The following is a 19,691-nucleotide window of genomic DNA, read 5'->3' as shown; positions in this document are numbered from 1 at the left end:
ATGACGATCCGCCCGCAACCGCTGATGCGCATCCTGGCCGCCGCTGTCCTGGGCCTGGCGATCGGCGCTCCGGCCGCCTTGGCAGACGAACCGGTCACCCTGACCCTATACAACGGCCAGCACAAGGAAATCGGCGAAGCCATCGCCAAGGCCTACGAGGCCAAGACCGGCATCCACATCAATATCCGCAAGGGCAGCAGCAACCAGCTGGCCAGCCAGATCATCGAGGAAGGTGATCGCTCGCCAGCCGATGTCATCTATACCGAGGAATCGCCGCCGCTGAACAACCTGGGCGAGCTGGGCCTGCTGGCGAAGATCGACGATGCCACCCTGGACATGCTGCCCAAGGAGTACGTCGCCGCCAACGGTACCTGGATGGGCGTCACCGCCCGCACCCGCGTGGTCGTCTTCAACCCCAAGAAGATCGATGAAAAGGACCTGCCGCAATCGGTCATGGACTTCGCCAACCCCGAATGGGACGGCCGGGTCGGTTTCGTGCCGACCAGCGGCGCGTTCCAGGAGCAGGCCGTGGCCATCCTCAAACTGCACGGGCGTGACGCAGCCGAGGACTGGCTCACCGGCCTGAAGGCCTTCGGCAAGACCTACACCAACAACATGGTCGCGCTGAAAGCCGTGGAAAAGGGTGAAGTCGATGCTGTGCTGGTGAACAACTACTATTGGTATGCCCTCAAGCGCGAACGCGGGCAACTGGACTCCAGGCTCTATTACCTGGCCGACGGCGACGCTGGCGGCCTGGTGACCATTTCCGGCGCCGCCGCGGTCAAGGCCAGCAAGCACCCGAAAGAGGCCCAGGCCCTGCTCAACTGGATGGCCAGCGAAGAAGGCCAACGGGTGATCACCCAGACCACCGCCGAATACCCGCTGCACAAAGGCATGGTCTCCGACCAGGGCCTGAAGCCGTTCGAGGAACTGCGCCCGCCGAAGATCACTCCCGCCGACCTGGGCAATGCCGAGGAAGCCCTGGAGCTCGAGCGCGAGGTCGGCCTGCTCTGATGACTGCCGCCCTGCCCCAGCCGGCCTTGGCGCGTTTCGTGCCACGCCGCAAGCGCCCCTCGATCTGGGTGGTGCTGCCTGTCCTGTTCCTGGTGGCGATGAGCTTGCTGCCGCTGCTGTACGTCGCCCTCAAGGCCTGGCAGGCCGGCTGGCACGAAGCCCTGCGCCTGCTCTGGCGCCCTTTCGTCTGGGGCTTGCTGCGCAACACCCTGATGCTGATGGTCGGGGTCACGCTGGCCTGCATGGTGGTCGGCCTGGCCCTGGCCTGGCTGCTGGAACGCAGCGACCTGCCCGGCCGGCGCCTGTGGGGTGTGGTGCTGTGCCTACCGTTCGCCGTGCCGGCGTTCGTCAGCAGCTTCACCTGGGTCTCGCTGAGCTCCGACTTCGAGGGCCTGGGCGGGGCGATCCTGGTCATGGCATTGTCCAAGTACCCGCTGGTGTTCCTGCCGGTGGCGGCGACCCTGCGCAACCTCGACACTTCCCTGGAGGAGTCGGCGCGCACCCTGGGCTGCGGGCGCTGGGGCGTCTTCCTCAAGGTCACCCTGCCGCTGCTGTGGCCCTCGATCCTCGGCGGCGCACTGCTGATCGCCCTGCACATGCTGGTGGAGTTCGGCGCCCTGTCGATCCTCGGCCTGCAGACCTTCACCACGGCGATCTACCAGCAGTTCGAGCTGGAATTCAGCAACGCCAACGCCGCCATGCTCTCGGCGGTGCTGCTGGCGCTGTGCCTGGCGATGCTCTGGCTGGAGCTGCGGGTACGCGGCAAGGCCCGCCACGTGCGCATTGGCCAGGGCGTGGCGCGCCGTGCCCAACCGCTGCGCCTGCGGGGCTGGATGCCATTGGCGCAGGCGTTCTGCCTGGGCTTGGCGGTGCTGGGTAGCGGCATCCCCCTGGCCATGCTCGGCTACTGGCTGAGCGTCGGTTCCTCGGCCGCCTTCCCGGTCGCGGAAATCGGCAAGGCGCTGCTCACGTCGCTGTCGGTATCCCTCGGTGGCGCAGGCTTCTGCGTGCTGCTGGCGCTGCCGGTCAGCTTCCTGGTGGTGCGCTACAAGGGGCGACTGGCACTCTGGGCCGAGCGCCTGCCGTACCTGCTGCATGCCCTGCCGGGCCTGGTGATCGCCCTGACCCTGGTGTTCTTCGCCCTGCACTATGTGCCGGTGCTGTACCAGACCACCGCGCTGTTGCTGCTGGCCTATGCCCTGTTGTTCCTGCCATTGGCCCAGGCGCCGGTGCGCACGGCGCTGAACAAGGCCTCGCCGACGCTGGAGGAAGCCGCGCGCACCCTCGGTGCCAGCAGCTTTGGTGCCTTCTGCCGGGTGACCTTGCCGATCATCTTCCCGGCCCTGGCCGCCGCCTTCGCCCTGGTGTTCCTCGATGCCATGAAGGAGCTGACCGCCACCCTGCTGCTCAGCCCCACGGGCATGACGACCCTGGCCACCGAAGTGTGGGCGCATACGGCCAATGTCGAGTTCGCCGCGGCAGCGCCCTATGCGGCGCTGTTGATCGTGGTGTCGGGACTGCCGGTGTACCTGCTGACCACACGGATGTACCTGAACAAGGCGTAGGCCTCTTCGCGGACAAGCCCGTTCCCACGGGGGCCGAACCGATCATGGATGATGCGGTTTTCGGTCGAGCGACATTGGGGCTGCTTTGCAGCCCCGCCTTCGGTCCTCAGGCGCGGAACTGCCCCAGGCTGGCCCGCAACTGTGCCGCCAGGTCATCCAGTACCTTGCTGCTGGCCGTCGTCTGCATCACCACCTCGGCCGAGCGTTCGGCCTGGGCATGGATATTCTCCACCCGCCCGCGCACCGCCTGGGCGCCATGGGCCTGCTGCTCGGCGGCCCGGGTGGCCAGGCCGATGGCCGCATGCACCTGCTCCACCGCGGCCTGCACCGATTGCTGGCGACGCTCGTTCTCGCGCAGTACCAGCAAGCCCTCGCTGGCCTGGCGCCCCGCCTGGCCGATGGTCGCCACAGCCTCCTTCGCCCCTTGCTGCAGCGCAGCGATATGCGCCTGGATATCCCCGGTGGAGCTTTGTGTCTTGCTCGCCAGGGCCCGCACCTCGTCGGCCACCACGGCGAAACCACGACCGGTCTCGCCAGCCCGGGCCGCCTCGATGGCCGCATTGAGCGCCAGCAGGTTGGTCTGCTCGGCAATACCGTGGATCACCGTCAGCACCACCTCGATCTGCTCGCTCTGCCTGGCCAGCCGCTCGATCACCTCGGAGCCGGTCTCTACCTGCCCGGCGAGGTTCTCGATCAACCCTGCCAACTGGGTCGAGGCGCGGCTGTTGTCATCGGTGGCCTGGCGGATGTCGACCACCTGCTGCAACGCGGCCTGCATGGCCTGGCTCTCGGCCTGGGCCTCGTCAGCCATGCTCGACAGATCGCGCAGGCTGGCCGCGACCTCGTCACGCTGCAACGCGGCGGCGGCATCGGCACCGGCATTGCGCTGGGCCATGGCACCGATTTCCACGCCGGTGCGCTGGGCCACCTCACCGGCCTCACGGACGATGGGCTGCAGCTTGTCGACGAAACGGTTGACCGCCGAGGCCATGTCGCCGATCTCGTCACGGCTGTCGAGGGGCACGCGCCGGGTCAGGTCTCCATCGCCAGCGGCCAGGTCATCGAGGGCCGCGATCAGCAGGCGCAGCTTGCTGACCACTCGCCGCCCCAGGACCACCGCCACCACCAGCAGCACACCCAGGCCCACCAGCACCAACCCCAGGCCGATGCGCCAGCGCAGTTCGGCGGCGGCATCGCGGACGGTCTGCGCGGTGTTGGCCTGCATGGCCGTGGCGCTGTTCTGTGCGGTCTCCAGGCGTGCGCGCAAGGCCTTGCCGCTGTCGGCAGCCGCCGCTACCAGGCTGTCGCCCACCAATTGCTCGCCGCTGGCGATCAAGGCGGTGAAACGCTGGTCCAGGGCCTTGAGTTCCTGCTCGACAGCGGCGGTGGACACCCCCATCAGCACCTTGCCGATCTCGGCACCATTGGGGTTGATCGAGGCCTCGACGTAATAGACGGATGGATCCTTGCGCGCGGCATCCAGCACCTTGTCCAATGCCCGCTCGCCCTGGCCCTTCTCGATCAGCGCCTGGTTGATCGGGTTCTGCCGGTTGAGGTAGCGCGTCAGGTGCTGGCCCTGGGCGTCGTCGTAAATGACGAACAGTACGTTGGGATTGCGCTGGGCACGACGGGCGAAGTCCGAGAGCATCGGCACGTCATTGTCCCAGATGGCCCGGGGTGCGACCGAGGCGAGCAATTCGGCCATGTCGTTGGCCGAGTCCTTCAGGTTCTTCTCCAGGGTGGCGCGCAGTTGCTGCTGCTCGCTCTCCAGGCGCGACGACAACCCGGCGCTCAGGCGCTGGCGGGTGCTGGCGGAAAGGCTGTCGAGGCCTGAACGCACGTCCTGGCCAGCCTGCTCCAGCTCCGTGGCGAGCTTGCGGCTGTCGTTGCCCAGACGCTCCCCCAGGTCGGCTTCCAGGGCCGTGACCGTGCTCCGGGTCAGTGCAACGGCAACCAGCACCTGCACCAGAAGAGCGATACCGAGCGCAACAAACACAGGCCGCAGGAGGCGGCTTCGTAACAGTGAAAGGATGGCAGACACGTTGTAACCCTCGTGTTTCTGGCGCCACTATTTTGATGGCAACTACAGACATTTCTTACAGCAAGGGTTGTGCCGCAGGCAGCAGGCATAAACGCCAAATGCACTGACTGTGTTTGTCAGGGTCGGCTTTTTTGCGTAGCAAGACTTTCGGGGACTATGAAAAACGCCGCGCCCCTTGCGGGAACGCGGCGTTCGATCAGCTTGCGAGGCAGCGGATCAGGCGAACGGGTGACGCAGGACGATGGTCTCGTTGCGGTCCGGGCCGGTGGAGATGATGTCGATCGGCGCGCCGACCAGCTCTTCGATGCGCTTGATGTAGGCGCGAGCGTTAGCAGGCAGTTCTTCCAGGGTCTTGGCGCCCACGGTCGACTCGCTCCAGCCTGGCATCTCTTCGTACACCGGCTTCAGGCCGATGTAGCTGTCGGCGTCGGTCGGGGCGTCGATGACCGCACCGTTTTCATCCTCGTAGCCCACGCAGATGCTGATGGTTTCCAGGCCGTCCAGGACGTCCAGCTTGGTCAGGCACAGGCCGGAGATGCTGTTGACGTCGATGGCGCGGCGCAGGATGACGGCATCGAACCAGCCGCAGCGACGGGCACGGCCGGTGGTGGAACCGAACTCATGGCCGCGCTTGGCCAGGGTGGCACCGGTCTCGTCGAACAGTTCGGTCGGGAACGGGCCCGAACCCACACGAGTGGTGTAAGCCTTGGTGATGCCGAGGATGTAGTCCAGGTACATCGGGCCAACGCCGGAGCCGGTGGAGATACCGCCGGCGGTGGTGTTGGAGCTGGTGACATACGGGTAGGTGCCGTGGTCGATATCCAGCAGCGAGCCCTGGGCGCCTTCGAACATGATGTCCTTGCCGGCACGACGCAGGTTGTGCAGCTCGGCGGTGACGTCGAGCATCAGCGGCTTGAGCTGCTCGGCGTAGGCCATGCACTCGTCCAGGGTCTGCTGGAAGTCGATGGCCGGTTCCTTGTAGTAGTTCACCAGCTGGAAGTTGTGGTAATCCAGCAGCTCGCCGAGCTTGGCGGCGAAACGCTCGCGGTGGAACAGGTCGCCCACGCGCAGGCCACGACGGGCCACCTTGTCTTCGTAGGCTGGGCCGATGCCACGGCCGGTGGTGCCGATCTTGGCTTCGCCACGGGCCTTCTCGCGGGCCTGGTCGAGGGCCACGTGGTAGGACAGGATCAACGGGGCAGCCGGGCTGATACGCAGGCGCTCGCGCACCGGTACGCCCTTCTCTTCCAGCTTGGTGATTTCACGCATCAGGGCATCCGGGGCAACGACCACGCCGTTGCCGATCAGGCACTGCACGCCTTCACGCAGGATGCCGGAGGGGATCAGGTGCAGCACGGTCTTCTCACCATTGATCACCAGGGTGTGACCTGCGTTGTGGCCGCCCTGGTAACGCACGACGGCGGCAGCATGTTCGGTCAGCAGATCGACGATCTTGCCTTTGCCCTCATCACCCCACTGGGTGCCCAGGACGACGACATTCTTACCCATAACACTTGTCCTCATTCACGCAAACTTGGTTGCCGGCCTGCTGCCGGCGAAGAATCTCAATGGGTCAGCGGCAGTACCTGCCAGCGCCCGTCCTGCTGAATCAATTGACGATCACAATCCGCCTCGAAGGCAGCACTCAGCGGCTGGCCAGGCAGGGCCTGGACCACACGCTGGCCCTCGTTGCGCAACTGGCAGACCATCTGCCAGAGGGCCGTGTCGCCGCTGTCGGGCATCCAGATCCCGCCAGAGGGCAGCACGACCTCCGCTCGCCCCAGTGTGACCAGGGTCTTCAAATCCGTGGAGAAACCAGTGGCCGGGCGCGCCCGGCCGAAGTCGGCGCCGATGTCGTCATAGCGCCCACCCTGGGCGATCGACTGGCCGACGCCCGGGACGAACACGGCGAACACCACGCCGGTGTGGTAGTGGTAGCCGCGCAGCTCGCCCAGGTCGAAGTACAGCGGCAGGTCCGGGTAGCGCGTGGCCAGGCGATCGGCGATCGCCAGCAGATCGTCCAGAGCCGCCAGCACGCTGGCCGGTGCCCGGCCCAGGCGCACGCGGGCCTCGGCCAGCACTTCGCGGCCGCCGCACAGTTCGCTCAGCGCGCGCAGCATGTTGCCCAGGTCCGCCGGCAGGTCAGCGGTCAATGCATGCACTTCGTCGCTGGCCTTGCGCTGCAGGGCGTCGAACAGCTGCTGCTCGACCGCACCGGAGAGGCCGGCGGCACGGGCCAGGCCGCGGTAGATACCGACGTGGCCCAGGTCCATGTGCACGTCCGGCACATCGGCCAGTTGCAGCATGGCCAGCATCAGGCTGATCACTTCGACGTCGCTGGTGGGGCTGGCATCGCCGTACAGCTCGGCACCCAGCTGGATCGGGCTGCGCGAGGTGGACAGGGCACGCGGCTGGGCATGCAGGACGCTACCGGCATAGCACAGGCGGCTCGGGCCTTCGCGGCGCAGGGTGTGGGCATCGATGCGCGCCACCTGGGGGGTGAAGTCGGCACGAAAGCCCATCAGGCGACCGGACTGCGGGTCGACCACCTTGAAGGTCCGCAGGTCCAGGTCCTGGCCGGCACCGGTGAGCAGCGATTCCAGGTACTCGATATGCGGGGTGACGACCAGTTCGTAACCCCAACTCTGGAACAGGTCCAACACCTGGCGGCGCGCGATCTCGATGCGCGCAGCCTCAGGTGGCAGTACTTCCTCGATGCCATCTGGCAGCAGCCAGCGGTCTACCGTTGCCATTACGCCATTTCCCCTCTGGTCCGGGCGGCTTGCCTGCAGGCGAGCCGTCAGTGAAGCAGGCATTGGCGCACAGCAGCGGGCAGCACCGATCCCAGCGCTACCACCGTACCCAATACCCTCGAATTGCCTTGCGACCTGACCCAACCGTCAACTGGCCGTTTGCCAATCAACCTTGCAGACGCAAAAAAGCCGGGAAATTTCCCGGCTGCCTCATCATACACCCCTTTTCATTCAGGATGCACCCCGACTGGTGTTTTAGCTGCCAGGCGGGGCGCTCCCGAATCAGAGCATCAGGGTTTGCTCTTGTCCAGGAAGCGGAAGAACTCGTTCTTCGGATCCAGGACCAGTACATCGCTCTTGCTGGCGAAGCTCTCGCGGTACGCCTGCAGGCTACGGTAGAACGCATAGAACTCGGCGTCCTGGGTGTAGGCCTTGGCATAGATGGCGGCCGCCTGGGCGTCGCCGTCACCACGGGTCTCCTCGGCCTCGCGATAGGCCTCGGCCAGCAGCACCCGGCGCTGACGGTCGGCATCGGCGCGAATACCTTCGGCCAACTCGTTACCCTTGGCGCGGTGCTCGCGGGCTTCCCGTTCACGCTCGGTGCTCATCCGGTCGAACACGCTGCGGTTGACTTCCTTCGGCAGGTCGATGGCCTTGACGCGCACGTCGATGACCTCGATGCCCAGCTCCTTGCTGGCCATGCGGTTCAGCGAAGCGGTGATGTCGGCCATCAGCGCGTCACGCTCACCGGAGACCACCTCGTGCAGGGTACGCTTACCGAACTGGTCACGCAGGCCGCTTTCCAGACGACGGGACAGACGCTCGTCGGCGATCTGCTTGAGGCCCGAGGTCGCGGTATAGAAGCGCTCGGCGTCCTGGACGCGCCACTTGGCGTAGGCATCGACCATCACCGCTTTCTTCTCCAGGGTCAGGAAGCGCTGGGTCGGGGCATCCAGGGTCATCAGGCGGGCGTCGAACTTGCGCACCTGGTTGACGTATGGAATCTTCACATGCAGGCCCGGCTGGACATCCGCCTGGACCACACGGCCGAACTGCAGCAATACCGCACGTTCGGTCTGGGCCACGATGTAGAAGCTGTTCCAGGCCACGATCGCCAGCACCACGGCGGCGATCAGGACGATCAGCGATTTATTGCTCATCAGCGGCTCTCCCTAGAACGCAGCGACTGTTGTTGCTGTTGCATGTCCTGCGCTGCGCGCACGGCCGCATCGTTGACCGACGCCGGTACGCTGCCACCCGACGCGGCAGAGCTGCTGCGGCTGCCCTCGACCATCTTGTCCAGCGGCAGGTAGAGCAGGTTGTTCTGCCCATCCTTGGTCGCCACCAGGACCTTGCTCGAATTGCTGTAGACCTCCTGCATGGTCTCCAGGTACAGACGCTGACGGGTGACGTCGGGCGCCTTGCGGTACTCGGCGACCAGCTTGGTGAAGCGGTCGGCCTCACCCTTGGCGCGGGCGATCACTTCGTCGCGGTAGCCGTTGGCATCCTCGATGATGCGCTGGGCCTGGCCTCGGGCTTCCGGCACCACGCCGTTGGCATAGGACTCGGCCTGGTTGCGCGCACGCTGCTCGTCCTCACGGGCACGGATCACGTCGTCGAAGGCTTCCTGCACCTCACGCGGGGCTGCCGCGCTCTGTACGTTGACCTGGGTGACGGTGATACCGGTGCGGTAGTTGTCGAGGAAGCGCTGCAGGCGCTCGCGGATGTCCACGGCCATCTGCTCACGACCCTCGGTCAGCACCTGGTCCATGGAGGTGGAGCCCACCACGTGGCGCAGGGCGCTGTCGGTCGCATGCTGCAGGCTGACCTCCGGCTGGTCGACGTTGAGCACGAAGTCCTGCAGGTTGGTGATCTTGTACTGCACGGTCAGCGGCACCTCGACGATGTTCTCGTCCTCGGTGAGCATCTGCCCCTGCTTGGTGTAGGCCCGCTCGCGGGTCACGTTCTCCAGGTACTTGCGATCGATCGGCGGGAAGTAGATGTTCAGGCCCGGGCCAACCGTCTCGTAGTACTTGCCGAAGCGCAGCACCACGGCCTGCTCCTGCTCGTCCACCACGTACACGGCGTTGTACAGCCAGATCGCAGCCAGCACCGCCAGGCCAATGCCCAGCAAGCCGAAGCCGCCACCCTTGCCGATGTTCCTGTCACCACCACCGCGTTTCTTGCCGCTGCCGAACATGCCGTTCAGGCTGTCCTGCAGCTTGCGGAAGGCCTCGTCGAGATCCGGTGGACCTTTCTTGTCGCCACCACCACCGCCACGGCGGCCGCCCCAGGGATCCTGATTGTTCGAGTTGCCACCCGGCTCGTTCCAAGCCATAGCGCTCTCCATCTGATAAAGCAAAGACGCGCCCACGGCGCGCCGTCCAATGCTACAGAATGCCTGTCACGGCTGCCCGGCGACCTCGACGGGCATTTATTGCAAAGTGTGTTGCTCGATGAACACCTGCGGCTCCATACCCTCGCGGCTGACCAGCCGATTGAGTTCGACCCGGGGCAGTCGCACGCTCAGCAGGCTGCTGCCGTGTTCATCATGCACCTCGCCTTGCACCGCGCCGAGAGCGAAGAATTGCGCGCGCAAGCGGGCAAATCGCTGCTCCAGGCGCAGGGTTCCGACAAACAGATCATCCCCCAGCAACTCGGCAATCGCCTGGCCGATCAATTCCAGGCCACGTCCATCACGTGCCGATACCCAAACCCGCTGCGGCTTGCCGTCGGCATCGCGCTGGATCTGCGGCTCGACATCTTCGAGCAGGTCGAGTTTGTTATAGACCTCGAGGATCGGCAAGCCTTCGGCACCGATCTCGCCCAATACCGCCAGTACCTGCTCGATCTGCTCCATGCGCTCGGGCTCATGGGCGTCGATCACGTGCAGCAGCAGGTCGGCGTTGCTCGATTCCTCGAGCGTAGCCCGAAATGCCTCGACCAGCTTGTGCGGCAGGTGGCGGATGAAGCCCACGGTATCGGCCAGCACGATCGGCCCCAGGTCGTCCAGCTCGAGCCGGCGCAGGGTCGGGTCGAGGGTGGCGAAGAGCTGGTCGGCGGCATACACCTGCGAAGCGGTCAGGGCATTGAACAGCGTGGACTTGCCGGCGTTGGTGTAGCCCACCAGCGAGACCGACGGGATGTCCGCGCGCCGGCGCCCGCGCCTGGCCTGCTCGCGCTGGCTGCGCACCTTCTCCAGACGTGCCTTGATCTGCCGCAGGCGCACCCGCAGCAGGCGACGGTCGGTTTCCAGCTGGGTCTCGCCCGGGCCGCGCAGGCCGATACCGCCCTTCTGCCGCTCCAGGTGGGTCCAGCCGCGCACCAGCCGCGTGCTCATGTGTTCGAGCTGGGCCAGTTCGACCTGCAGCTTGCCTTCATGGGTACGCGCCCGCTGGGCGAAGATGTCGAGGATCAGCCCGGTACGGTCGAGCACGCGACACTCGAAGACACGTTCGAGGTTGCGCTCCTGGCTGGGCGTGAGGGTGTGATTGAAAATCACCAGGTCTACCTGCTCGGCGTGGACCAGGTCGCGCAGTTCCTCGACCTTGCCGCTGCCAATCAGGTATTTCGCTGTAGGTTGGTGCCGTGCCACTGTCGCCAGCGAAACGATGTCCGCTCCGGCCGACAGTGCCAGTTCCCGAAACTCCTGCGGATCTTCGCGCGCCTCAGGGTTCTGACCTTCCAAGTGAACGAGAAGGGCCCGTTCACCACCACCGTGGCGCTCAAAGAACAATGCAGGCTCCTATCAGGCGTTGCCTGGCTCGGCGTCGCCGTGGTCGGAATCGGACGGGCTTGGCAGGCGAACCGGACGGGCAGGTACCACGGTCGAGATGGCGTGCTTGTAGACCATCTGGCTGACAGTGTTCTTCAGCAGCACCACGAACTGGTCGAAGGATTCGATCGAGCCCTGCAGCTTGATCCCGTTGACCAGGTAGATCGAAACCGGGACCTTTTCTTTTCTCAAGGTGTTCAAGTAAGGGTCTTGTAGCGAATGCCCTTTTGACATATGCCGCACTCCTGTAAGGATCAATAGTAGAAAAACAAGAAAATTCGATAATTCCGGCCGCCCTTTCGCAAGAATAGACGGCATTTGCAGGGACTCAGCTCAATATGGAGACGGTCCCCAGGTATTTCAAGGTGCGGGACAGATTGTCGCAGGCCAGGCTATCCAGCCAATGCACGCCGGACCAGCCGCGCAACCAGGTGAATTGCCGCTTGGCCAGCTGGCGCGTGGCAATGATACCCCGCTCGCGCATCTCTTCGGCCGTCAGCTTGCCGTCCAGATGATCCCAGACCTGCCGATACCCCACTGCCCGTATAGACGGCAGCCCGGCGTGCAAGTCACTTCTGGCTCGCAGCTTTCGGACCTCGTCGACGAAACCCTGTTCCAGCATCTGCGAAAATCGTAACGCAATTCGCTGATGCAAAATGTGACGATCTGTAGGCGCGATGGCCAGGCTGGCGACAGTATAGGGCAAATGCCCGCCCGCGCCTGCGTCTGCCTCGCGACTTTCCGCGAATTGACGCCGCCGATGCGCGGTCATGCTCTGCCCACTGACCCGGTAGACTTCCAGGGCACGGATCAGCCGCTGCGGGTCGTTGGGGTGGATACGCGCCGCCGACTCCGGATCGACCTCGGCCAATTGCCGATGCAGCTCGGCCAGGCCCAGCTCCCGGGCTTGGGCCTCCAGCTCGGCGCGTACCGCGGCATCGGCCGCCGGCATATCCGCCAGGCCGTCGACCAGGGCCTTGTAGTACAGCATGGTGCCGCCGACCAGCAGCGGGACCCTGCCCCGCGCGGTGATCTCGGCCATGGCCTGCAGGGCATCGGTGCAGAATTGCGCGGCCGAATAGCTCTCGGCCGGGTCGAGGATATCGATCAACCGGTGCGGGTGGGCGGCCAGTACTTCCTTCGATGGCTTGGCGGTACCGATGTCCATGCCACGGTAGACCAGCGCCGAGTCGACGCTGATCAGCTCGCAGGGCAGCACCTTGGTCAGCTCGATGGCCAGGTCGGTCTTGCCGGCCGCCGTCGGGCCCATGAGGAATATCGCTGGGGGCTTGCCGCTCATCTCATCGACCGCGCAGGAAGAGTTTGTCCAGGTCGTCCAGGCCAAGCTGGGTCCAGGTCGGCCGGCCATGGTTGCATTGGCCGCTGCGCTCGGTGTTCTCCATGTCGCGCAGCAGCGCGTTCATCTCGGGGATGGCCAGGCGACGATTGGCGCGCACGGCGCCGTGGCAGGCCATGGTACCGAGCAGTTCGTTCAGGTGCGCCTGGATGCGATCGCTGGTGCCGTACTCCATCAGGTCGCCGAGCACGTCCTGGACCAGGCGATTGGCCTCGGCCTGCTTGAGCAACGCCGGGATCTGGCGAATCGCCAGGGTTTCCGGGCCCAGGCGCTGGAGCTCGAAGCCCAGGCGCTGGAACCACTGCGCATGCTCCTCGGCACAGTCCGCCTCGCGCTGGCTGAGCGCCAGCGACTCGGGCACCAGCAGCGGCTGGCCGCTCAGGCCCTCGCTGGCCATGGCCACCTTGAGCCGTTCGTACATGATCCGCTCATGGGCCGCGTGCATGTCCACCAGCACCAGGCCGATGGCGTTCTCGGCCAGGATATAGATGCCCTTGAGCTGGGCCAGCGCATAGCCCAGCGGCGGTATGTCGCCCTGGCTTTCCGGCAGCGCCACGGGGCTGGCCACGCCGCTCTCCAGCGGGGCGAAGAACTCGCGGTAGACCGCCTGGGCCTCGGCGGCCGGCACGGGCTGCGCGGGGCGCGGGCTGTAGCTGTACTGATAGCCCGCCCCACTACCACCGGAAAACGCCTGGCGTGGCTCGGCTTGGGGCTGCTCGAGCACCGGCGAGGCCAGGCGCATCTCGCCCTGAGGGCCGAACTCGCCCGCCTGCTGGCCCGTGGGGCGAACGATCTCGCTCACCGCCGCCGGCGCGGCCACCTGGTCCTCCGGACGCACGTCCGCCAGGGCTCGGTGCAGGGTGCCGTAGAGGAAGTCGTGGACCATGCGCCCTTCGCGAAAGCGCACTTCGTGCTTGGTCGGGTGCACGTTGACGTCGACCCCGTTCGGCTCCAGCTCGAGGAACAGCACGAAGGTCGGGTGCCGGCCGTTGAACAGCACGTCGCGGTATGCCTGGCGCACGGCGTGGGCCACCAGCTTGTCGCGCACCGCGCGGCCATTGACGAAGAAGTACTGCAGGTCTGCCTGGCTGCGCGAGAAGGTCGGCAAACCGACCCAGCCCCACAGGCGCAGGCCGTTGCGCTCGACATCGATCGGCAACGCCTGCTCGAGGAAGCCCGGCCCGCAGATGGCACCGACCCGCCTGGCCCGGGCGATCTCGTCGGGCGCCTCGTGCAGGCTGAGGACGCTCTTGCCGTTGTGCCGCAGGTGGAAGCCGACGTCGAAACGCGCCAGGGCCAGACGCCGGATGACTTCCTGCAGGTGGTCGAACTCGGTCTTCTCCGACTTGAGGAACTTGCGCCGGGCCGGGGTATTGAAGAACAGGTCGCGCACCTCCACCGAGGTGCCGACCGGGTGCGCGGCCGGCTGCACCCGCGGCGTCATGTCACGGCCTTCGGTCTCCACCTGCCAGGCCTCGCCGGCACTGGCCGTGCGCGAGGTCAGGGTCAGGCGCGCCACCGAACTGATCGAGGCCAGCGCTTCGCCACGGAACCCCAGGCTGAGCACCCCTTCGAGGTCCTCCAGCTCGCGGATCTTGCTGGTGGCATGGCGGGCCAGGGCCAAAGGCAGATCGTCGGGGGCGATGCCACCACCGTCGTCACGCACGCGCAGCAGCTTGACCCCGCCCTGCTCGACATCGATGTCGATACGCCGGGCGCCGGAGTCCAGGCTGTTTTCCAGCAGTTCCTTGGCCACCGATGCCGGGCGCTCGACCACCTCGCCAGCGGCGATCTGGTTGGCCAGCCGAGGGCTGAGCAACTGGATACGAGAACCACCACTCATCGCTGGGACGCCAGGGTGGTGCTGGGGATATCGAGGTGCTGGCCGACCTTCAGCTCATCGCTCTTGAGGCTGTTGGCGCTGCGCAGGCTGGCCACGCTGACCTGGTAGCGCACGGCGATCATGGCCAGGGTCTCGCCCGGGCGTACCGTATGCTCGCGGGGCCCCTGGGCGATCTTGCCGCTGTCACGCAGCCAGGCGATGTAGGTGCCCGGCGGCGGGTTCTGCTGGAAGTACTGGCGCACGCCGGTATGGATCGAACGCGCCAGGGCCTGCTGGTGGCTCCGGGTGGCCAGCTTGGCGGCCTCGTTGGCGTTGGAGATGAACCCGGTTTCCACAAGGATCGATGGGATGTCCGGCGACTTCAGCACCATGAAGCCAGCCTGCTCCACACGCCGCTTGTGCAGCGGAGTGATACGGCCCATGTTGCCCAGCACCTTCTGGCCGACATCGAGGCTGGAGCTGAGGGTAGCGGTCATCGACAGGTCCAGCAGCACACCGGCCAGCATGCGGTCCTTGTCGTCCAGGCTGACGTTGCCAGCCCCGCCGATCAGGTCGGAACGGTTCTCCGTGTCGGCCAGCCAGCGCGCGGTCTCGGACGTGGCGCCACGGTCGGACAGGGCGAATACCGAAGCACCGAAGGCGGCCTTGGACGGCGCGGCATCGGCGTGGACCGAGATGAACAGGTCGGCGCCCTTCTTGCGGGCGATCTCGGTGCGCTTGCGCAGCGGGATGAAGTAGTCGCCCGTACGGGTCAGCTCGGCGCGGTAGCCCTTCTCGGTGTTGATCTGGCGCTGCAGTTCCTTGGCGATCTGCAGCACGATGTCTTTTTCATGCTGGCCACGCGAGCCCGAGGCGCCCGGGTCCTCGCCGCCGTGGCCGGCGTCGATGGCGATGACGATATCGCGCTTGCCGCTGGACACCGGCGGCAACTTGATCGCCGGCTGCGCGGGGGTCACCGGCACCGCCGGGGTGGTGGCAGGCGCACGCGCCGGCGGTGGCGTCGGCGCACTGGCGGCGATGGCGTCGGCTTCTCGGTCGTACAGGTCGACCACCAGACGATTACCGTACTGGGCGTTGGGGGTCAGGGTGAAGCTCTTGGGAGTGACCGCCTGCTTGAGGTCGACCACCACGCGCAGGTCGGTGGGCGTGCGCTGGGCCGAACGCACGTTGCTGATCGGCGTGTTGGAGGTGGAGACGTTCAGCGACCCGCCCAGGGTCGCCCCATTGATGTCGATGACCAGGCGGTCTGGCGCGGTCAGGGTGAAGACGCTGTGCTGCACGGGACCGGACAGGTCGAAGACCAGCCGCGTGTTATCCGGTGCGCGCCATAGGCGCATGCTCTTGACTTGCGTGACGGCCAGAGCGTCAACGGTCACCGCTGTCAGCAGCAGCCCAACGACGGCGACCAGTGCGCGTATGCGCATACCTAACCCCATTTACTGTTTGAATTCTACGGCCAGAGCGGCGCACCAGGACTCACCGCGAGCCCCCTGCGGTGACAGGATCAGCGAGCGCCCGCCCGCCTGCGGGCTTATGGTAATGGTCAGGTCGGGCTTTGGCAAAACGCCCGCACCCTTTTGCGGCCATTCGAACAGGCACAGCGGGTCGCCCTCGAAGTAGTCGCGGATCCCCATGAACTCCAGTTCCTCAGGGTCGACCAGGCGGTACAGGTCGAAATGGAAGGCGCGCACCTCGCCGATCTCGTAGGGCTCGACCACGGTGAACGTGGGGCTCTTGACCGGGCCCGTATGGCCCAGGCCGCGGATCAACCCACGCGACAGCGTGGTCTTGCCGGCACCCAGGTCACCCTCGAGAAAGATCACGCCATGACCGCCCGTCAGCTGGGCCAGACGAGCGCCGAAGGCGACGGTGGCCGCCTCGTCGGCCAGAAACAGGGTTATGCCTGACACGCTGAATGCTCCTCCAACAATTCACGAATGACCGGCACCAGGTCGCTGGCTGCCAGCCCTCTTCCTTTCACCCCCAGGCGCTCGCCGGCACAGGCGTGCAGCCACACCCCCAGGCCGGCCGCCGACCAGGCGTCCAGCCCCTGGGCCAGCAGGGCGGCCAGCACGCCAGTGAGCACGTCGCCAAGGCCGGCACCGGCCATCGCCGGATGGCCGCGCCCGCACAGCACCAGTTGCCCGGCCGGGTCGGCCACCAGCGTACCGGCCCCCTTGAGCACGCAGACGCTGGCATGCTTGCGAGCCAGCTTGCGGGCCGCGCCCGGCCGGTCGGCCTGCACGGCCTCGGTGGAAATACCCAACAGACGCGCCGCCTCACCCGGATGAGGGGTGAGGATGCTGCCACTGGGCAACGCCAGGGGCGTATGAGCCAGCAGGTTCAGCGCGTCGGCGTCCCATACCTGCGGCAGGTGGGCATTGGCCACCGCCGACAGCAGGCTGCGGCCCCAGGCGGCCTGGCCCAGGCCCGGGCCGACCACCAGCACCGAAGCCCGTTCGAGCAGGCCCTGCAACTGGTTGGCCGAGTTCGTCCCCAGCCACATGGTCTCGGGCAGGCGGGTCAGGCCAGCGGCGACGTGCTCCGGGCGGGTGGCCACGCTCACCAGGCCGGCCCCGCAGCGCAGCGCGGCCTCGGCGCTGAGCAGCACCGCGCCGCCGGTACCCAGGTCGCCACCGACGATGAGCACATGGCCGAAATCGCCCTTGTGGGCGTGCGCACGGCGTGGCGGCAGGCTGGCGATGCTCACGCTGCTGAGCAGTTGTGGGGCATTGGCAGGGTGTTTGGTCTGGGGCATGGGGTCAAAGGCTCCGATGTCTGGCAGAATTATACGCACCTGAGCCTGTATTGCCTTGTCCATCCATGTCCGCTCACACCCCTGACCTCGCCGCGCTGTCCCAATCGATCAAGGATTGGGGCCGGGAACTCGGTTTCGCCCACGTCGGTATCGCCGGCGTGGACCTTGGCGAGCATGAACAGCACCTGCAACGCTGGCTGGCGGCCGGCTACCAGGGCGAGATGGACTACATGGCCGCCCATGGCAGCAAGCGCTCCCACCCCGAGCAACTGGTACCCGGCACCTTGCGCGTGGTGTCGCTGCGCATGGACTACCTGCCCGGCGACACGCGCATGGCGCAACAGCTCGCCCAGCCCGAGAAGGCCTATGTCTCGCGCTATGCCCTGGGCCGCGACTACCACAAGCTGGTACGCAAGCGTGTGCAGCACCTGGCCGAGCGCGTGCAACAGGCGATCGGCCCGTTCGGTTTTCGCGCCTTCGTCGACAGCGCCCCGGTGCTGGAGAAGGCCATCGCCCAGCAGGCCGGCCTGGGCTGGATCGGCAAGAACACCTTGCTGCTCAACCGCAAGGCCGGCAGCTACTTCTTCCTCGCCGAGCTGTTCGTCGACCTGCCGCTGCCGGTGGACGAGGCCCAGGCCAGCGAGCACTGCGGCCGCTGCCAGGCATGCCTGGACATCTGCCCGACCAAGGCCTTCGTCGGCCCCTACGTGCTCGATGCACGGCGCTGCATTTCCTACCTGACCATCGAGCTCAAGCAAGCGATCCCGGTGGAACTGCGTCCGCTGATCGGCAACCGGGTGTTCGGCTGCGACGACTGCCAGATCGTCTGTCCGTGGAACCGCTTCGCCCGGCCGACCCAGGAGAACGACTTCAAGCCGCGCCACGGTCTGGACAACGCCGAGCTGGCGGAGCTGTTTCTCTGGGACGAAAGCACCTTCCTCAGCAATACCGAGGGTTCGCCGCTGCGCCGAGCAGGCTACGAGCGCTGGCTACGCAACCTGGCGGTGGGGCTGGGCAATGCGCCGACGACCATACCGGTGCTGGAGGCCTTGCGAGCGCGGCGCGAGCACCCCTCGGATCTGGTGCGCGAGCACGTGGCCTGGGCCCTGGCGCAGCATGGCCAAGCCTCCAGCTGACTTGCGCCGCTCAACCAAGCCGGGCACGCCCTCGGCACCAACGCCAATCCGCCTGCAGCTCGAAATTCACGGCTGATCGTTGTAGTGGAACTTGGGCATTTCCCAGTGGAAGCGAATCGCCAGCAGGCGCACCAGGAACCCGCCGAACAAGGTCAGCAGCATGGCCTGTTCGGCTGGCACCTTGAAATGCACGCACCCCAGGTAGAACCAGGCCGCGGCGAAGGACACGCTGGCATACAGTTCGCGACGGAATACCAAGGGGATGTCGTTGCAGAAGATGTCCCGCAGAATGCCGCCAAACACCCCGGTAATGACCCCGCTGATCGAAGCCACCAGCAGGCCCTGCCCCATCTCCAGGGCGGTCATGCAGCCGATGAGGGTGAAGGCCACCAGCCCCAGGGCATCGAGCACCAGAAACAGCGAGCGCAGATGGCGCATGAGCGGTGCAATGAAAATCGTCAACAAGGCCGCGAAACTGGTCAGCACCAGGTACTCCGGGTGTTTCACCCAGGTCAGCGGATAGTGCCCCAACAGCACGTCGCGCACCGAGCCGCCGCCCAGGGCGGTGACGCAGGCGATCAACACCACGCCGAACCAGTCCATGCCTCGCCGGCCTGCCGACAAGGCTCCGGTCATGGCTTCAGCGGTAATCGCAATCAGGTAAAGCATCAACAGCATGGTGCAGGTCCAGAAGAAGCGACAAGCGGCAAGCGCCAAGCCAAAAGCAATACGCGCGCTCGAGCGCGCCGTTGCTCAACTTGAAGCTTGCAGCTCGGGGCTTGAAGCTTAGAGTTTGATGAAATGTTCGCGGTAGTGACGCAGCTCGGCGATCGACTCGCGGATATCGTCCAGCGCCAGGTGGGTACCGCCCTTCTTGAAGCTGTCGCGCACCTGCGGGGCCCAGCGTGCGGCCAGTTCCTTGAGGGTGGAGACGTCGAGGTTACGGTAGTGGAAGTAGCCTTCGAGCGCCGGCATGTGGCGATACAGGAAACGCCGGTCCTGGCAGATGCTGTTGCCGCAGATCGGCGACTTACCCTTGGGCACCCATTGTTCGAGGAACGCCAGGGTCTGCGCCTCGGCCTCGGCCATGCCGATGCGGCTTTCGCGCACGCGCTGGGTCAGGCCCGAGGCACCGTGGGTGCGGGTGTTCCACTCGTCCATGCGCGCCAGCACCTCGTCGCTGTGATGGATCGCGATTACCGGGCCCTCGGCCAGGGTGTTCAGCTCGCTGTCGGTGACGATGGTGGCCATCTCGATGATGACGTCGTTGTCCGGATCCAGGCCGGTCATTTCCAGATCGATCCAGATCAGGTTCTGTGGGTTCTGCATGAAAGAGCTCCTCGAATAGGCCGTCATATTAGCCTAGCGGTCGCTGCCGATGCATTCGCGCTGGAAAGGTAACGGAATGGCACGCCAGCCGGGCGTGCTAAACTGCCTGCCGTTTTTCCT

Annotated in this window: 17 protein-coding genes and 1 pseudogene; 3 read left to right on the top strand and 15 right to left on the bottom strand. The window is 66.0% G+C overall.

What is annotated here, in order from left to right; translation table 11 throughout:
• Window positions 1-1,014 carry an extracellular solute-binding protein gene (locus ACDI39_RS20475; RefSeq protein ID WP_225788956.1) on the top strand — a complete coding sequence of 338 codons (1,014 nt, stop codon included), beginning with the start codon at window positions 1-3 and terminating at the stop codon, window positions 1,012-1,014.
• A complete protein-coding gene (locus tag ACDI39_RS20470; protein ID WP_225788955.1) occupies window positions 1,014-2,579 on the top strand; it encodes an ABC transporter permease in 1,566 nt (521 codons plus the stop codon). Before ACDI39_RS20475 ends, ACDI39_RS20470 begins: the two co-directional genes overlap by 1 nt.
• A 106-nt stretch (window positions 2,580-2,685) precedes the next feature.
• Here the strand turns inward: ACDI39_RS20470 and ACDI39_RS20465 are convergent, their stop codons facing one another.
• The 13 genes and pseudogenes from ACDI39_RS20465 to ACDI39_RS20405 form a co-directional block, all read right to left on the bottom strand.
• The gene (locus tag ACDI39_RS20465) at window positions 2,686-3,390 is read right to left on the bottom strand and encodes a methyl-accepting chemotaxis protein (protein ID WP_486539018.1); all 705 of its coding nucleotides are present in this window, start codon (window positions 3,388-3,390) and stop codon (window positions 2,686-2,688) included.
• Window positions 3,391-3,591: 201 nt separating this feature from the next.
• Window positions 3,592-3,804: pseudogene (locus ACDI39_RS20460) on the bottom strand (methyl-accepting chemotaxis protein); the annotation flags it as partial.
• A 1,032-nt stretch (window positions 3,805-4,836) separates the two neighbouring features.
• Window positions 4,837-6,129: an adenylosuccinate synthase gene (locus ACDI39_RS20455; protein ID WP_225788953.1), complete on the bottom strand. Its 1,293-nt coding sequence runs from the start codon at window positions 6,127-6,129 to the stop codon at window positions 4,837-4,839.
• 56 nt (window positions 6,130-6,185) lie between these two features.
• Complete coding sequence (locus ACDI39_RS20450; protein WP_225788952.1) at window positions 6,186-7,373, bottom strand: ATP phosphoribosyltransferase regulatory subunit; 1,188 nt, start codon at window positions 7,371-7,373, stop codon at window positions 6,186-6,188.
• A gap of 290 nt (window positions 7,374-7,663) precedes the next feature.
• A complete protein-coding gene (hflC, locus tag ACDI39_RS20445; protein WP_225788951.1) occupies window positions 7,664-8,533 on the bottom strand; it encodes a protease modulator HflC in 870 nt (289 codons plus the stop codon).
• A complete protein-coding gene (gene hflK / locus ACDI39_RS20440) occupies window positions 8,533-9,711 on the bottom strand; it encodes an FtsH protease activity modulator HflK (protein ID WP_225788950.1) in 1,179 nt (392 codons plus the stop codon). The genes hflC and hflK overlap by 1 nt, the downstream gene beginning before the upstream one ends.
• Window positions 9,712-9,807: 96 nt before the next feature.
• On the bottom strand, window positions 9,808-11,109 hold the full coding sequence (gene hflX, locus ACDI39_RS20435) for a ribosome rescue GTPase HflX (protein WP_225788949.1): 1,302 nt from the start codon (window positions 11,107-11,109) through the stop codon (window positions 9,808-9,810).
• Between the two features lie 12 nt (window positions 11,110-11,121).
• A complete protein-coding gene (gene hfq, locus ACDI39_RS20430; protein WP_196176002.1) occupies window positions 11,122-11,382 on the bottom strand; it encodes an RNA chaperone Hfq in 261 nt (86 codons plus the stop codon).
• Window positions 11,383-11,476: 94 nt separating this feature from the next.
• On the bottom strand, window positions 11,477-12,448 hold the full coding sequence (miaA, locus tag ACDI39_RS20425; RefSeq protein WP_225788948.1) for a tRNA (adenosine(37)-N6)-dimethylallyltransferase MiaA: 972 nt from the start codon (window positions 12,446-12,448) through the stop codon (window positions 11,477-11,479).
• Window position 12,449: 1 nt separating this feature from the next.
• Window positions 12,450-14,348: a DNA mismatch repair endonuclease MutL gene (gene mutL, locus ACDI39_RS20420; protein ID WP_225788947.1), complete on the bottom strand. Its 1,899-nt coding sequence runs from the start codon at window positions 14,346-14,348 to the stop codon at window positions 12,450-12,452.
• Window positions 14,345-15,784, bottom strand: a complete 1,440-nt coding sequence (locus ACDI39_RS20415; protein WP_486537001.1) for an N-acetylmuramoyl-L-alanine amidase — start codon at window positions 15,782-15,784, stop codon at window positions 14,345-14,347. The genes mutL and ACDI39_RS20415 overlap by 4 nt, the downstream gene beginning before the upstream one ends.
• Window positions 15,785-16,258, bottom strand: coding sequence for a tRNA (adenosine(37)-N6)-threonylcarbamoyltransferase complex ATPase subunit type 1 TsaE (gene tsaE / locus ACDI39_RS20410; protein ID WP_225788945.1), 474 nt, complete (start codon window positions 16,256-16,258; stop codon window positions 15,785-15,787). It abuts the gene before it with no gap.
• The gene (locus ACDI39_RS20405; protein WP_225788944.1) at window positions 16,246-17,106 is read right to left on the bottom strand and encodes an NAD(P)H-hydrate dehydratase; all 861 of its coding nucleotides are present in this window, start codon (window positions 17,104-17,106) and stop codon (window positions 16,246-16,248) included. The genes tsaE and ACDI39_RS20405 overlap by 13 nt, the downstream gene beginning before the upstream one ends.
• A 65-nt stretch (window positions 17,107-17,171) precedes the next feature.
• Between ACDI39_RS20405 and queG the strand changes: the two genes are divergently transcribed.
• Complete coding sequence (gene queG, locus ACDI39_RS20400) at window positions 17,172-18,242, top strand: tRNA epoxyqueuosine(34) reductase QueG (protein WP_225788943.1); 1,071 nt, start codon at window positions 17,172-17,174, stop codon at window positions 18,240-18,242.
• Between the two features lie 66 nt (window positions 18,243-18,308).
• Here the strand turns inward: queG and ACDI39_RS20395 are convergent, their stop codons facing one another.
• Window positions 18,309-18,920 carry a trimeric intracellular cation channel family protein gene (locus ACDI39_RS20395; RefSeq protein WP_225788942.1) on the bottom strand — a complete coding sequence of 204 codons (612 nt, stop codon included), beginning with the start codon at window positions 18,918-18,920 and terminating at the stop codon, window positions 18,309-18,311.
• 108 nt (window positions 18,921-19,028) lie between these two features.
• Window positions 19,029-19,571 carry an oligoribonuclease gene (gene orn / locus ACDI39_RS20390; RefSeq protein ID WP_225788941.1) on the bottom strand — a complete coding sequence of 181 codons (543 nt, stop codon included), beginning with the start codon at window positions 19,569-19,571 and terminating at the stop codon, window positions 19,029-19,031.
• Window positions 19,572-19,691 lie beyond the last annotated feature (120 nt).

It is taken from the genome of Pseudomonas sp. Tun-23181 (assembly GCF_057415455.1).
The sequence above is the reverse complement of the archived record's forward strand: the minus strand, read 5'-3'. Positions and strand labels throughout refer to the sequence as shown.

What these genes read in the sequence shown, in the direction of transcription:
- ACDI39_RS20475 (WP_225788956.1), top strand. Translation starts at nt 1, where the DNA reads ATGACGATCCGCCCGCAACCGCTGATGCGCATCCTGGCCGCCGCTGTC.
- ACDI39_RS20470 (WP_225788955.1), top strand. Translation starts at nt 1,014, where the DNA reads ATGACTGCCGCCCTGCCCCAGCCGGCCTTGGCGCGTTTCGTGCCACGC.
- ACDI39_RS20465 (WP_486539018.1), bottom strand. Translation starts at nt 3,390, where the DNA reads ATGGCTGACGAGGCCCAGGCCGAGAGCCAGGCCATGCAGGCCGCGTTG.
- ACDI39_RS20455 (WP_225788953.1), bottom strand. Translation starts at nt 6,129, where the DNA reads ATGGGTAAGAATGTCGTCGTCCTGGGCACCCAGTGGGGTGATGAGGGC.
- ACDI39_RS20450 (WP_225788952.1), bottom strand. Translation starts at nt 7,373, where the DNA reads ATGGCAACGGTAGACCGCTGGCTGCTGCCAGATGGCATCGAGGAAGTA.
- hflC (WP_225788951.1), bottom strand. Translation starts at nt 8,533, where the DNA reads ATGAGCAATAAATCGCTGATCGTCCTGATCGCCGCCGTGGTGCTGGCG.
- hflK (WP_225788950.1), bottom strand. Translation starts at nt 9,711, where the DNA reads ATGGCTTGGAACGAGCCGGGTGGCAACTCGAACAATCAGGATCCCTGG.
- hfq (WP_196176002.1), bottom strand. Translation starts at nt 11,382, where the DNA reads ATGTCAAAAGGGCATTCGCTACAAGACCCTTACTTGAACACCTTGAGA.
- miaA (WP_225788948.1), bottom strand. Translation starts at nt 12,448, where the DNA reads ATGAGCGGCAAGCCCCCAGCGATATTCCTCATGGGCCCGACGGCGGCC.
- mutL (WP_225788947.1), bottom strand. Translation starts at nt 14,348, where the DNA reads ATGAGTGGTGGTTCTCGTATCCAGTTGCTCAGCCCTCGGCTGGCCAAC.
- ACDI39_RS20415 (WP_486537001.1), bottom strand. Translation starts at nt 15,784, where the DNA reads ATGGGGTTAGGTATGCGCATACGCGCACTGGTCGCCGTCGTTGGGCTG.
- ACDI39_RS20405 (WP_225788944.1), bottom strand. Translation starts at nt 17,106, where the DNA reads ATGCCCCAGACCAAACACCCTGCCAATGCCCCACAACTGCTCAGCAGC.
- queG (WP_225788943.1), top strand. Translation starts at nt 17,172, where the DNA reads ATGTCCGCTCACACCCCTGACCTCGCCGCGCTGTCCCAATCGATCAAG.
- ACDI39_RS20395 (WP_225788942.1), bottom strand. Translation starts at nt 18,920, where the DNA reads ATGCTGTTGATGCTTTACCTGATTGCGATTACCGCTGAAGCCATGACC.
- orn (WP_225788941.1), bottom strand. Translation starts at nt 19,571, where the DNA reads ATGCAGAACCCACAGAACCTGATCTGGATCGATCTGGAAATGACCGGC.